This window comes from Lysobacter sp. Hz25 (genome assembly GCF_046097045.1).
In the GTDB taxonomy this organism is placed as follows: Bacteria; Pseudomonadota; Gammaproteobacteria; order Xanthomonadales; family Xanthomonadaceae; genus Lysobacter; species Lysobacter antibioticus_B.
In genome coordinates, this window is the sequence record NZ_CP175666.1 from 1705168 (window position 1) to 1719010 (window position 13843).

9 protein-coding genes are annotated in these 13843 nt (G+C 68.2%); 3 read left to right on the forward strand and 6 right to left on the reverse strand.

Going from position 1 to position 13843, the window contains the following annotated elements:
* Positions 1–431: 431 nt before the first annotated feature.
* The 5 genes from ACKN61_RS07060 to ACKN61_RS07080 form a co-directional block, all read right to left on the reverse strand.
* Positions 432–1130 carry a DUF3108 domain-containing protein gene (locus ACKN61_RS07060; RefSeq protein WP_408952883.1) on the reverse strand — a complete coding sequence of 233 codons (699 nt, stop codon included), beginning with the start codon at positions 1128–1130 and terminating at the stop codon, positions 432–434.
* Positions 1127–1846, reverse strand: coding sequence for a DUF3108 domain-containing protein (locus ACKN61_RS07065; RefSeq protein ID WP_408952884.1), 720 nt, complete (start codon positions 1844–1846; stop codon positions 1127–1129). Before ACKN61_RS07065 ends, ACKN61_RS07060 begins: the two co-directional genes overlap by 4 nt.
* Positions 1847–1933: 87 nt before the next feature.
* A complete protein-coding gene (gene purN / locus ACKN61_RS07070; protein WP_408952885.1) occupies positions 1934–2617 on the reverse strand; it encodes a phosphoribosylglycinamide formyltransferase in 684 nt (227 codons plus the stop codon).
* Positions 2618–2939: 322 nt separating this feature from the next.
* Positions 2940–5234 carry a TonB-dependent receptor gene (locus ACKN61_RS07075; RefSeq protein WP_408952886.1) on the reverse strand — a complete coding sequence of 765 codons (2295 nt, stop codon included), beginning with the start codon at positions 5232–5234 and terminating at the stop codon, positions 2940–2942.
* Positions 5235–5584: 350 nt separating this feature from the next.
* The gene (locus ACKN61_RS07080) at positions 5585–6721 is read right to left on the reverse strand and encodes an alpha-D-ribose 1-methylphosphonate 5-triphosphate diphosphatase (RefSeq protein ID WP_408952887.1); all 1137 of its coding nucleotides are present in this window, start codon (positions 6719–6721) and stop codon (positions 5585–5587) included.
* A gap of 119 nt (positions 6722–6840) precedes the next feature.
* Between ACKN61_RS07080 and phnF the strand changes: the two genes are divergently transcribed.
* From phnF to ACKN61_RS07095, 3 genes are all read left to right on the forward strand, one after another.
* The gene (gene phnF, locus ACKN61_RS07085; protein WP_408952888.1) at positions 6841–7647 is read left to right on the forward strand and encodes a phosphonate metabolism transcriptional regulator PhnF; all 807 of its coding nucleotides are present in this window, start codon (positions 6841–6843) and stop codon (positions 7645–7647) included.
* Positions 7648–7746: 99 nt separating this feature from the next.
* Entirely contained in the window at positions 7747–9801 is a 2055-nt protein-coding gene (locus ACKN61_RS07090; RefSeq protein ID WP_408952889.1) for a hemopexin repeat-containing protein, read from the forward strand.
* A 230-nt stretch (positions 9802–10031) separates the two neighbouring features.
* Complete coding sequence (locus tag ACKN61_RS07095; RefSeq protein ID WP_408952890.1) at positions 10032–12236, forward strand: PAS domain-containing protein; 2205 nt, start codon at positions 10032–10034, stop codon at positions 12234–12236.
* 352 nt (positions 12237–12588) lie between these two features.
* Here the strand turns inward: ACKN61_RS07095 and ACKN61_RS07100 are convergent, their stop codons facing one another.
* Positions 12589–13050 carry a hypothetical protein gene (locus tag ACKN61_RS07100; RefSeq protein WP_408952891.1) on the reverse strand — a complete coding sequence of 154 codons (462 nt, stop codon included), beginning with the start codon at positions 13048–13050 and terminating at the stop codon, positions 12589–12591.
* Between the last annotated feature and the right edge of the window lie 793 nt (positions 13051–13843).

Here is a 13843-nt window from a genome sequence, read left to right on the forward strand (position 1 = left end):
GTCGATCCGTGAAGTAAGAGCAAATCCCCCCAAGCCCCCTTTTCCAAAGGGGGTAACAGCGGGGCGCGGCGGCTGTTCGCTGCGACGATGCGCCTTGAAGCGTCTGCACCAACGAAACTCTCTCGATGCAGCCACGATAGTTCGCCCCCTTTGAGTTCGCCCCCTTTGCAGAAGGGGGCTGCGCCTTGCGTCGCATGAAGTCGATTCGTCAGTGACTGGCGCGGGGGATTTGCTCTTGGTTCGGCGAAAGCTTGCCGTGGCAAAGCAGAGCAAGTCCCCAGGCCGCTGCGCGAAGGCGGAATCCCTCTGCGGAAGGATTGCCGAGGGTTTCGATGTCGTCCCGGCCGAATCGCCATGGCAACAAAAAAGCCCCGCCGAAGCGGGGCTTTTTCGTGCATCGCAGCTTAGCGATGCGAGCGTGGCCGAAGGCCTCAGCGCACCGATTGCACGCGCAGGTCGATCGCGTCGGCGCCCTTGTCGCGTTGCAGGATGCGCGCGGGCACCGGCATGCCGGGGACGACCCAGGCGATGGTTTCCTTGTCGCCGTTCTTGCTGACCAGCTTGGTCGCCTGCTGCGACTTGCCGCCGACGGTGATCGCTTCCTTGCCTTCGACGGTATAGGTCAATTGCTTGACTCGTCCGTCTTCGACCATGCGGTAGCTCATCGGTTTGCCGGCGGGCGCGTCGCGCACCAACGCCAGGTTGATCAACAACGCATCCAGATCGCCGGTCTCCAGCTTGATCGGGCCGGCGCGGTCGGGCTTGACGTCGCCGGTCCAGGTGGCGACGCCGCGCGCCCAGTCGTAGGTCGCGTTCTTGTTCTTGTTCTTGGTCAGCACCTTGCTGCTGTCGCTGCCGCTGATCGGGCGCAACTGGCCGGCCTTTTCCTCGAACACGGTCGACTGTTGCAGGTTGGCCAGCGGGCTGGTCACCGCCAGGCTGTACTTCCAGCGGTTCGCACCGGCGGCGGCGACGGTCATGCGGCCGTTGCCCTGCATGCCCATGTAGCTGGCCGAATAGTCGGCGCTGAACGGCTTGACCGCGAGCGCCGGAGCGCTGGCGAGGGTCAGCGCGGCCGCGAGCAAAGCAAAACGAATCTTGGGGATTCGACTATTCGTTTGGGTCGTCATTGTTCGTTGACTCCTTTGTATTCGACCAGACGCAGATCATAGGTGTCCTGGCCATTTTCGCGTTGCAGGATGCGCACCGGGGTGGGAACGCCGTCGACCACCCAGATCGAGGTTTCCTCGTTGCCGCTCTGCACGCGGTTGACGCGCATCGCGTTGAAGCTCATGTCGTCGACCTTGACGCCTTCCAGTTCCTGGGCCACCAGGTATTGATGGGGGCGGGCACGGCCGGAATCCACGAAGCGGTAATTCAGGGTCTTGCCGGGTTGGGCGTCTCGGACCACGGCGAGATTGATCAGCAGGCCGCTCATATCGCCGTCGGCCAGCGGAATCGGCTTGCGCCGGTGTTCCTTGACGTCGCCGCTCCACTGCGCGCTGCGCTTGTTCCAGTCGTAGACGCCGGTGATCGTGCGCTTGGAGAACAGCACCTTGCGCACCATGGTCTGGCTGAGCGGGCGATAGCCTCCGCCTGCGGTCTCGAACAAGGTGCTTTGCTGGGCGGCGGCGCCGGCCAGGCCCATCATGCCGCGTTCGGCATGGATGTTCAGGTCGATGCGCCAGTGGCCGCCCTCGGGCTTGACCTGCATGGTCGCGTCGCCGAGCGCTTTGCCGCTGTTGAAGACCTGGTAATTGGCCACGAACGGTTCCAGCGCGAAGGCGCTGCCGGGGAGGGCCGCGCCGATCAGCACGGCCAAGAGCAGGGGCAGGTGGGACTTCATGGGCGACGCGAAGATCCTGGAAGGGCTCGAGTGCAGCGCGTGGACGGCGTGTGCGAAACGCCTTCGACCCGTACCCGGGCGCGGAGTTCAGGCCGCGAGGCCGGTGGCCGGGTGGGTCAGATCGCCGGCGAAATCTAAACGCAGCGGCGTAAATAGCGGATGACCGTCGAGGGTGACGGTTGCGCCGTGTTCAGCCAGGCGGCCACTGGCGGCCAGTCTCATTACCGCGAGCAACAACGGGTGTTCGACCCCGAGCACGCGCTGCGCCAGGGCTTCCGGCGTATCGCCGGCTTCGATCGCGACGACCGCCTGGGCGATGACCGCGCCGGCGTCGAGTTCGGGAATGACGAAGTGCACGCTCGCGCCGTGTTCGCGCTCGCCCTCGGCGAGGGCGCGTGCATGGGTGTGCAGGCCGCGGAACTTCGGCAACAGCGAGGGATGGATGTTGATCGTGCGGCCGCGGAAACGCTCGACGAAGGCCGTGCCGAGGATGCGCAGATAACCCGCGCACAGGACCCAGTCGGGCCGGCAAGCGGCGACGGCGTCGGCGAGATCGGCGTCGAAGGCCTCGCGGCTCGGGTAGGCCTTGGCCGCAGCCGACCAGCGCAAACCCTCGGGCACGCGCTCCAGGGCAGCCGCGCCGGGCTTGTCGGAGAACACCCCGACCACTTCGGCGGCGAGCCGACCGGCGGCGATGGCGTCGAGCACGGCCTGCAGATTGCTGCCGCGGCCCGATGCGAGGACGGCGATCCGGGGAAGCGGCTGGGACATTACAGGCCATCAGGTCGAGACAGGCCGGCATTTTAAGCGATTCGCCGGGTGCGCGATCTGGCGGTTGGGGGGATGAGCGCTGCGGGAATGTGCCAATGACGGGGCGTCGGTGGCGAGCCTGGAGGGGGCGGCGATCGGCGAGGGCGCGGTCGCGGCGGGTGACCGAAGGAAATCCAGTAGGACGCTGCTCCTGCCCCAGCTTTCGGCCGGTCTCGCTCTCCCGCTGGCGGAACAGGGCCGGGGCCAGGAGCACGCGCCCGGCCGCTCGCGGCGCGACCCAATGGTCGCCGGCCTTAGTGGCCGGCGACTCCTCGCTCGAACCTCAGAACTTCGCATCCACCGACACGAACCACTGCCGCGGTGCGCCGGTCAGCAAGGTCTGGAACGTGCCCTTCGGGTCGTAGTCGCGGAAGCCGTTGCTGCCGAGCGTGGCGACATAGGTCTTGTCGAACAGGTTGTAGACGTTCAAGCCCACGCGCAGCGATTTGATCTGGCCGATGTCCTTGCGCTGCCAGCTCACGCCCGCATCCCACAGCCAGAACGCGTCGGTGCCGGCATCGTTGCTGTAGGTGTAATAGCGCTTGCCGGTGTACTTGCCGCCGAGGCGCAACTCGACATCGCCCAGGCCGTAGCTGAGTTCGGTCGCGAGCAGGGTCTTCGGCGTATCCACCATCTGCTTACCGCGCACCTCCACCACCTTGCCGCTGGTCGTGTAGTTGGAGCGGTACTGCGAATCGTTGTAGGCATAGCTGGCGAGCCAGCGCAGGCGTTCGGTCGGCGTCCAGACGAAGGCGAACTCGCCGCCGAGCGTGCGCGCCTTGCCGACGTTGGCGAACTGGTTCGGGCAACTGACCACGCCGGGGCAGGGCACGATCACCAGTTGCCGGTCGTCGAAGTTCACGCCGTACACGGTGGTTGACAGCTGGTAACGATCGTCGCCGTAGCGCCAGCCCAGTTCCAGGGTCTGGGACTGCTCGGGCTTGGCGTTGACGCGGCTGAGGTCGAACGCGGCCTGGGTCAGCGACCAGGCGCCGTTGACGCCGGGCCGGAACGCCGCCTGGTTTTCGGCGTAGTTGGCGAACACGTCGCTGTGCTCGCTGAGCTGCCAGGACGCGCCGATCTGCGGCAGGAAGTTGTCGCGCGTCTTCAAACGACCGCCGGCACGGCCGGCCACGACGACGGTGCCGTCGCTGACCACGTCCTGGCCCTTGAAGCCGAGGTTGACGGTCAGGCGTTCGTCGAACAGACGCATCGTGTCCTGCAGGAACCACTGGCGGGTGCGGGTATCGAAGCGCTGGCGGAACAGGCGCTGGGCGAATTCCTTCGGCTCGAAGAAACGCTGGTCGTCGATCGGCCGGTCGATGTGGACGAAGCTGCGGCCGGCGCCGTGCACGCTGTCTTCGAACCAGACGCCGCCTTCGATGGTGTGTTGGCCGATCTCGTAGGCCAGGCGCGCGTTGATGCCGCTGCGCTCGATGTCGTAGCTGGTGATGCGCAGGGCCATCGGGATCGTCGGCGAGGCGATATGCGGGGTGAACCAGTGGCCCTGGCCTTCGTTGCGGTGGTAGTAGGCGGTGGCGTTCAAGCGCAGGGCGTCGCTGAGAAAGAACTCGCCCGACAGGCTGGCGAGGTCGTCGTTGCGCAGGCCGCGCGCGAGGTAATAAGCGTCGTCCTTGCTCGTCACGCAGCCGCTGAAGCGGCCCTGGGCCGCGGCCAGTGCGCGCTGCCAGTCCGGCGCGTAGTTGTCCCAGCCGTAGCCGCAGCGGCGGATCAGGTCCAACGACAGGTCCGGGTCGTCGGTCTCGTTGCGGCGCGAGGTCGACAGCCATGCGGCGATGCGGCCGTTGTCCCACTGGTAGACGGCCTTGCCGTTGAACTGCTCTTGCTCCTGCACGCCCGCGCCCTTCCAGCGGTCGGCCTGGCTGTGCATGCCGGAGACGTAGGCGCTGAAGCCGTTGTGCTCGCCGGTGTCGATGCGCATGAAGGCGCGCAGGGTGGCGTTGTCGCCATAGGCCAGGTTGGCGCGCGCGCCGAATTCGTTTTCCGGATCGCTGGAATGCAGCAATAGCGCGCCGCCGAGGTTGCTGGTCGAGGGAATGCGCAGCGCGCCGGCGCCTTGCGCCAGTTCAAGTTCGGCGATGTTTTCCGGCAGGATCGCGCGGTTCGGCGACAGGCCGTTGTTGTTGGCGTAGCTGTTGTCGCCGAGCGGCAGGTCGTCGAGCGCATAGCCGAGCTGATTCTGGGCGAAGCCGCGGATGGCGATGCGGTTCGACCATTCGTAACTGCCCCAGGGGTCGGAGGAGACGAAATGCACGCCCGGCAGTTTTTCCAGCACCTTCACCGGGTTGGTGCCGAGTGCGGTGGCCTGCAGTTCGACCTTGCCGATGCGTTGGACCTGGCGGGTCTCGCGGCTGCCGATCACCGAGATCGTGTCCAGGGTCGCGGCGTCGTCGCGCGGCGCGCCGGCAGCTGCCGCGGTCGCCGTGCCGGTCTGGGCGCCGGTATCGACGGCGGCATCGACATTGGCGGTCAGCGGAGTCGCAGCCTGCGTTTGCGCGGTCAACGACAGCGCGGCGAGCAGGGCCAGCGCCAGGGGAGTACGGATCGGGGTGTTCATGCGGGTCTCTTGGAATGCGCGCCACGGTTGCGGCGTGATGGCGGCATTACAACGGCGCGATATGAAGGCTTCGGCGTTCGGTGCGGACTGCGCGAGCGACCTGTCTAGTCGCTCGTGACGGATCGCGGATTCAGCTGGCGATCGGGCGTTGTGCGGCGCTGCCGTGATAGTTGGCGCCCTTTGTAGAGGGGCTGCGCCTTGCGTGGTCGGAGTGCCGGCGACGTCTGCTGGCGCGGGGGATTTGCGTCGGATGGAGATGATCCTGGAAGCGGAACAAATCCCGCTGGCCCCTTTGGCTAAAGAGTGGAATCGTCTTGGGAGCGTCGAAAGGGGCTTGGACTTCGATGGGCTCAGTAACGGCGTTCGCCGCCGACCCAGACCGATTCGATGCGCGGCAGGTCGCGGACGACGCGCACGCGCAGCAGGTCGGCGCGCAGGCCGACCGCGAGTTCGCCGCGGTCGCGATAGCCGATCGCCTGCGCCGGGGTGCGCGTGACCATCGCCACCGCGTGCGCCAGGCCGATCCCGTCCCAGGCGCCGAGTTGGAACGCGGCGAGCAGCAGACTGCCCGGGACATAGTCCGAGGACAGTGCGTCGAGCGCACCGGCGCGGGCCAGGTCGGCGGCGGCGACATTGCCGCTGTGCGAACCGCCGCGCACCAGATTCGGCGCGCCGGCCAGTACCCGCAGCCCGGCCGCGCGCGCGGCGACCGCGGTGGCCAGGTTGACCGGGAATTCGGCGATGCAGGCGCCGGCCTCGACCGCTTCGACCACGTGGCTGAGTTCCGAATCGTCGTGGCTGGCCAACGGTAGGCCGAGTTCGCGCGCGAACGCGATCACCGCCTGTCGATGCGTGTCGGCATGTTGGCGCTGTAGTCGCTGCAGCTGCCGTACGCGCGCGCCGAATCCTGCGTCGTCGCGGGCATTGCCATGGCGCGCGCTGTAGCTGCGGTAACGCTCCAGGTCGTGGAACTGGCGCTGGCCGGGCGTGTGATCCATCAGCGACAGCAGGCGCAGTTCGGTCGCGCCGAGCAACGGCTGCAGACGCTGCGGCAGGTCGGGGCAGGGCAGTTCGCAGCGCAGGTGCACGGCGTGTTCGATGCGCAGGCCGCCGTCTTCGCGCGCGGCCTCCAGCGCGGCCAGTACCTGCGCGGGATCGACCGCTTCCTCGGCGTCCTCTTCGCCGACCGAGATGGCATTGAGCGCGGTGGTGATGCCGGCGGCGAGCAATTGCGCGTCGTGGGCGCGCAGCGCCGCCGCGGCCGGCCAATGCGCGCCCGGGCGCGGCAGCAGATGTTTTTCGAGGTTGTCGGTGTGCAACTCGACCAGGCCCGGCAACAGGTAATCGCCTTCGCAGTCGAGCGCGGCCGGTGAGGCGCTGCGACCTTCGCCGATGGCGCGGATGGTGCCGTCGGCGATCAGCAGGTGGCCGGACACGACCCGGTCGGGCAGCACCAGGCGCAGGTTATCGAGCAGCAGTTCGGGCATCGGCGACGGTCCTGGGCAGGTGGGCGCTAACTGTCATGGCCATGCAACGCAAGCGGGTTCTCATGGCCACTCGTGCGGGACTCGACCTGTCTAGTCAAGCAAGTGCAGATGGAAGGCGTATGACAACCGCTCGACTGAACATTGGCGATGCGCAGGTTTTCGGCGAAACCGTCGCTGCCCTCGCCGATACCAGGGACACCGCAGCCCAGCGCGATGCGGCGTTGCCGCTGTGGCAGCAGATCGAAGCCAGCCTGCTCAAGGACATCCGTTCCGGCGCGCTCAGCGAAGGCGACCGCCTGCCGTCGGCTTTCGATCTGGCGCGGCGCTTCGGGGTCAACCGCCACACCGTGCGACGCGCCATCGAAGCCCTGGAAGAACGCGGTTTCCTGCGCACCGAGACCGGCCGCGGCAGCTTCGTCCAGGAGCATCCGTATCACTATCCGATCGGCCGCCGCACGCGTTTCGGCAAGGCCATGCACGATCTCAACGTCGAAAGCCGCTACCGCCTGATCGAAACCGGCTTGCAAACGCCGCCGCGGCAAGTCGCGCGTTCGCTGGGGTTGATCTCCGGCGAGCGCGTGCACCGCGTGGTTTATTCCAGCGAGGTCGAAGGCCGCACCGTCGACCACAGCGAGGCCTGGTTCCCGGCCGCGCGCTTTCCGGGGCTGGACCGGGTGTTCGCCGAGCAACTGTCGGTGACCCGCACCCTGGCCGAGTTCGGCGTGCGCGACTACCTGCGCAAGCACACCGCGGTGATGGCGCGGCTGCCCACCGCCGAAGTCGCGCGCGTGCTCGGCCAATCGACGCGCCGGCCGGTGCTGTGCGTGCATTCGCTCAACGTCGACCCGCAAGGCGTGCCGGTGCAGTTCGGGGTGACTTCGTTCGCGGGCGACTGGGTGCAGTTGATGGTGATGACCGAACCGTGACAGATGCAGGGCCGCGGCCTCGCGTTGCGCGGTTTGCGTCACCGCAACGCGCGCGATCGCGGCCTAGCCTGCGGACTCCTTCCCACCGCAGGAGCGGACATGTCCCGTCACGGTTTTGCTTTCTCTTCGCTGGCCCTGGCTTGCGCGCTGGCCACAACGGCCCTGGTTCCGCTATCGGCGGCCGCCGGCCCCGTCGCAGCCAGGACGCCGAAGGTGTTGTTCATCGGCACCGACGGTTTCCGCGGCGACGTCTACGGCAGCGTCGCCACGCCGAATCTCGATGCCCTGGTCGCCGACGGCTATCTCGGCCGCGAGGGCCTGACCGCCGACACCGCGATCAGCGGCACCGGCTGGTCGTCGCTGTTCACCGGGGTGGAGCGAGACAAGCACGGCGTCTACGACAACAGCTTCAGCGGCAAGAACTACGCCGCCTGGCCGGACGTGCTGAGCCGCATCGAAGCGGTGGCGCCCGGCAAGCGCACCGCCGCCGCCGTGGCCTGGTCGCCGCTGGCGACGCAGATTCCGTGGCGCGCCGACAGCGTTTTCGATGCCGGCAGCGATGCGAAGGTCTTGAGCAAGGCCTTGGAATGGCTCGGCGATGCCGCCGCTCCCGACGTGCTGTTGCTGGACTTCAACGAACCCGACGGCGCCGGTCACGCCGGCGCTTATTTCAATCGCGACGCTTCCGGCTACACCGCGGCGATCCGCGGCATCGATGCCTCGATCGGCAAGCTGATGGCGGCGCTGCGCGCACGGCCGAACTATGCCAACGAAGACTGGTTGATCATCGTCGGCACCGATCACGGCGGCTCGGTCCACCACGGCCACAATACCCCGGAAGACCGCAAGATCCTGATCGCTTTCAGCGGCGATTCGGTGCCCGATCTCGGCCTGGAGCCGCTGCGCCTGGCGCCGCGCCAGGTCGACGTGGCGCCGAGCATCCTCGCCCACCTGGGTTTGGCGATCCCGAGCGGCCTCGACGGCCGGCCGATGCACCGCCCGACGCGCGAAGCGGCGCCGGCCCTGGGGATCAATCTGCTCGCCAACGGCGACGCCGAGTATTCGGTCGGGCGCATCGACCGCGCTTACGACAGCGACGTGCCGGGCTGGCGCAAGGGCCGTGGTGGGCAAGCGGTCGAGTACGCGCGCTATACCTGGCTGCCGGCGCCGCCGGCCGGCGCGGGCCGCAATCTGTTCATCGGCCGCGACACCGGCAAGAGCAACACCCTGAGTCAGCGCGTGGATCTGCGCGGCCTGGACTTGAGCAATGCGAACTTCGCCTTGTCGGCGAACCTGGGCGCAGCCAGCGGTCATCGCGCCCGCGTGTTCCTGCGTTTCTACGATCTGCGCGGCATGGCCAGCTTCAGTGCGGCCGGCGTCGGCCACGTGTTCCGCGGCGGCGATTACTACAAGTACGACATCGCCGCCGATCGCGTCGTCAGCGGTTATCCGCAGCCGATCGCGACGAACTGGCCGGGGCTGGAGACGTTCGCCGGCGGCGCGCGCAACCTCGACGCGGCGGTCGACGCCGGCAACGGCGAGGTCTATTTCTTCAAGGACGCGCAATACGTCCGTTACGACCTCGCCGCCGGCGCGGTCGACGCGGGCTATCCGGCGCCGATCGCCGGCCGCTGGCCGGGCCTGGAGAAATTCGCCGGCGGTGCGCGCGACCTCGACGCGGCCTTGTTCTTCAGCCGCAGCAAGCTGTACTTCTTCAAGGGCGACCAGTACATCCGCTACAACCTCGACAGCGACCGTGCCGACAGCTATTACCCGGCGTACCTGTCCGAGAGCACCTGGCCCAACAGCGGCTACTGGCCGGCGCATTGGTCCGGCGCCTTGAACTTCGCCAGCGGCAAGTCGTATGTATTCAAGCCCGGCGAGTACCTGCGCTACGACCGCGTCCTGGATCGCGCCGATGCCGGTTATCCGGCGCCGATCACCGCCTCGAACTGGCCGGGATTGCAGGCGTTGTACGCCGGCAGCGCGTTCGAGCTCGCACCGGGCGGCGGCAACGGCGCGTTCCAGCGTTACGAACTCAAAGGCAGCGTGCCGCAGGACGCGCAATGGGCCGAGGTCGAGATCCGTTTCGAACACGGCAACGCGACCGGCGATGCGTTCGCCGACAACCTCAGCCTGATCCTGCAGCGTTGAGTCTTGCGCAGATCTAGATCGCGATGATCCAGGTGCGGGGATGCACCGCGATGCAAGGCCGGATCGGTGTCTGCCGATCCGGCCTTCGGTGCGATTGCGACACAGGTCCGTAATTAATGTGACGCTTCGGGTGAAGCCGTCGACGAAGAAACACAAAGCGCGAAGCCACCCCGCTTCCGCTCGACCGCCGAATCGGCAAAGCTGCGGACTGCGGCAGCCGGGAGCGGGGCGTGGGCAAGGACTGGGCGAGGCGTGGGGCGTGGGCGGCGGTGATCGGTTTCTTGCCGCTGGCGGTATCGGCAGGCGTTTCGATGCAGGGGGCGGTGCGGGCCGCCGACGCGGCCGCCACGGCCTGCAAAGCCGCACCCGCGGCAGTGCCGGACGCGCGCAGTTGCGCGCTGCGCTTCAAGCTCGGTTCCGCCGGCGGCGAAGCGGTGCTGGCGACGCTCTACGAACGCAGCGTCGAAGCGCAGCATCGCGGCGATTTCGCCGGCGCCTCGGCCGCGCTCGACTGCGCGCAGGCCCTGGCCGGGCCCGAAGCCAGCGCCAGCGTGCGCTACGAACTCACCCGCCGCCGCGGCGTGCTCGATTACCGGCGCGAATGCACGGTCGAGGCCCTGAGCCAATTCAGGCAGGCCCTGCAACTGGCCCGGCACAACGAAGACCGCGCCGCTCAGTCCAAGGCCTGGAACAACATCGGCTCGGCCCTACGCCGGCTCGGCGATTACCGCGGCGCCTTGCAGGCCTTGCTGTCGAGCCTGGAGCTGCAGCGCGGGCTGGCCAAATCCGAGTCCAAGTCCGAAGCCGGACCGGTGCTCAACAACATCGCCGACCTCTACCGCGACCTCGGCGAAAGCGATAGCGCGGTGCGTCACTACGAACAGGCGCGGGCCGAGTTCCTGCGCGCCAGCAACGGCACCGAGGCCGCGCACGTGGCCTTGAGCATGGGCGTTCTGGCCCTGGATTCGGGCGATAACGCGCGCGGCGAGGCCTTGTTGCAGCAGGCGCGCAGCGAACTCGATCAAGCCGGCGAGCGCACCTACATCCTGCGCGCCTATGCCGAGCTCGGCCGCGCCGCATTGGCGCGCGGCGAGTTGGCCGCGGCGCGGGCGGCGACCGGGCGCGGCCTGGCGATCGCCGCGCAGGACGGCGCCGCGGCGCCGGCGCCCCTGCAGCTGCAGGCGGCGCGCGCGGAGCGCTTGCTCGGCCAGCCGCGCGCGGCGCAACAGCGCATCAGCGCGGCCTTGCGCAGCTTGCCGGCGCAGGACAGCGACCGCCCGGCGTTGCTGGCCGAATTGGCCGACGACTATGAAGCCCTCGGCGAATGGCCGCGGGCGATGGCGGCTTTGCGCGAATCCGAAACGGCGGCGCGGACCTTGCGCGAGGCGCGCTACGACCGCGAGATGAAATGGATGCAGGTCCGCTTCGAGACCGCCGAACGCGACCGCACCATCGCCGCGCTCGCCGCGGAGAACCAGGTCCGCGCCTTGAGCCTGAAGCAGCGCACCCTGGCCCTGTGGTTGACCGCGGTGTCTGCGGTCGCGGCCGTGCTCGGGCTGCTCGTGTTCTTCCTGCGCCGGCAACAGCGCGCGCGGCTCGCCGAAGCCGCGCGACAGGCGCGCTTGGCCGAGGAAGTGGAGTACTACCGTCGCGCCGCGGCCGAACTCGGCGTCGACCGCACGCGCCTGCAGGCCGCGCTCGACAGCCGCGACGACGCGGTGTTGATCCTCGACGCCGGCGGCCAGGTGCTCGCCGCCAACCGCAGTGCCGGGCAATTGCTGGGACAGGCCGGCGACAGTCTGCCCGGCCGTGCTTTCGGCGAATTGCTCGGCGAGTCGGACGCCTCGCGCTTCGCCCAGGCGATGGAACGGCTCGATGAGTCCTCGGCCTCGCAGCGCCTCGACTTCGGCCTCAGCGGCGGCGCCTTGCGCGCGCAGCTCAGCGAGACCGGGCAGGGCGAGGGTTTGATCGTGCTCGGACTGGACGCGCTCGGTGTCGGGCAGGTTGAGCGCGTCGGCCTGGAGCCGGTCGGTATCGATGCGGGCGCGGTCGAAGCGCTGGCCGACGTCGAGGCCGCCTCGGCGCTGGACGCTACCGCCAACGAGGCCATGCGCTCGTCGTTCCGCCGCGCCCTGGTCGAGCTGATGTTGGCCGTGGTCGAAGCCTGGGAACGCAGCACCGGCCAGGGGCGCCTGGAGTTGGCCGAGAAAAGCCGGATCTGGCGCGTCACCGTCGACGACGGCCGCTTGCGCGCGCGGGCCATGGAGCGTTACCTGAGCCTGTCCAAGCTGCCGCGCCAGCCGCGCTGGCGCGACGTGCTGCGCTCGGGCTACTACGTGCTGGCCGAGTGTCCGCTGGAAGAATCGGTGCGCAGCGAACTGCAGAAGCACGTCGATACCGTGCTGACGTATACGCGACGCCACGCGCTGGTGTGAGCGACTGCCTGCAGCTTGGGTTCTGCCTGCCTGGCACCGCTAGCCCGCGACAATTCAATCCGTTTTCCCAGCGAAAGCGGGGGTGAAGGGATCCGCTTGCGAGCCACTGGCTCGCGCATCCGTGAACGCCAGGGCGCTGTGCGCCCTGGCCGGGCCGCAGACTTCAGTTCGCGTGGAGTCACGGTTCGCACGACTGCGCCATCCGTCATCCCCGCGAAGGCGGGGATCCAGGGCTTTATCGGGGTATCCCTCTGAAGTCTCTGGATTCCCGCCTTCGCGGGAATGACGGTGGGTGGGTTTCGCCGCTTACGACTGATGGGGTTCGCCGTTTACAGAGGGTCGGCTTCGCTGCTTACGGCCGCAGCGCCTTCGTCGCCTTCGTCAACTTGATCGGCGTACTGCTGGGCACCTGGCAACGCACGCACAGGCCCTGCAGGTTCGGCGTGTTCGGGCCGAAGCTGTAGGCGGAGTGGTGCAGCAAGGTGTCGTTGTAGGTGGCCGGGGAGGTCACTTGGGCGATGCTGCCCGGTGCGATCTGCTCGCAGTACTGGAAGGCGCGGCGGGTCGCGACCGCCCAATGGTCGTCGACGATGCCGCAGCTGCTCGGCGTGCACATGCCGCCCGGCGGCACCCGGATGCCGCCGCCGAGTTCGCGTTGTTGGAATTCCAGCAGGTCCTGCGAGCTGAAATTGAACGAGCCGACCACGGTCATGCGTGCGCCTTCCTGTGCGCAGGCGCCGTCGGTGTCGTGGGCGATGGCGGCCGTGCTGAGCAACCCGGCCGCGAGAATGAATCCCTTGAGTGTCGTGCGCATGTCCGCCCCCTGTAGGCGAAGCTCGATGGAGGCCCAGCCTAAGAACCGCATCCAGGCCGCGTCCAAGCAATTCGGGGACCAAAGCGGGAACGAATCGGCGCTAACTTGTCGGACGACACGATCGCGCTGTGACCTGATTAGCGGTCTCCTTGTTCATCATCCCCGCCGACCGCGAAACGTTCCCGCCGCGTCCCGATTCGGTCCCTGAACGTTCCTCGCAAATCGACGCGCGCCGACGGTAAATGGAGAGGTCGCCGGCACGGTGTCGGCCTGGTCAACGCCGGGCTCGTCCACTGGAAGGACGCACCGCGATCGCGTCGACAGGGCGCGTCGGCATGCGCATCGGGTACCGCTCAGTCCCCGTCCGCATGCCGACGCGGCCGATTCATCGGCCGGCGCAGGGTCGAGGCGGATCGGCGATGACGGCGACGATGGGTGACGATGAACTTCGCGGCCCGCCGCGATCGCGCGCGCACGTCCCGCGACTCCAGGCGAGTCTCACGGGCGGGAACGCAGGCAGCGATCCGGTCGGGCCGGTGATGAGGCATAGGGACATGCCGCCCGCCCCGCGTCGGCCACGGACGGTCCGGCGCGGTCGCTGGCGCTGCGCGCGACGCGCGGCGCAGGCGGGAGCGATCGGTCCGACGGGGGAGCCAACGGGCTGGACGCAGCGGGCTATGGCGGGTCAGGCCGCCATAGCCCGCGCTGGATTGGGCGGGAATGGGGAATCGGTTAAAGCCGGTTTCGTCGCTTGCCGGTGTCGATCCCGACCCTCAAAGATTTAGCCTTTCCC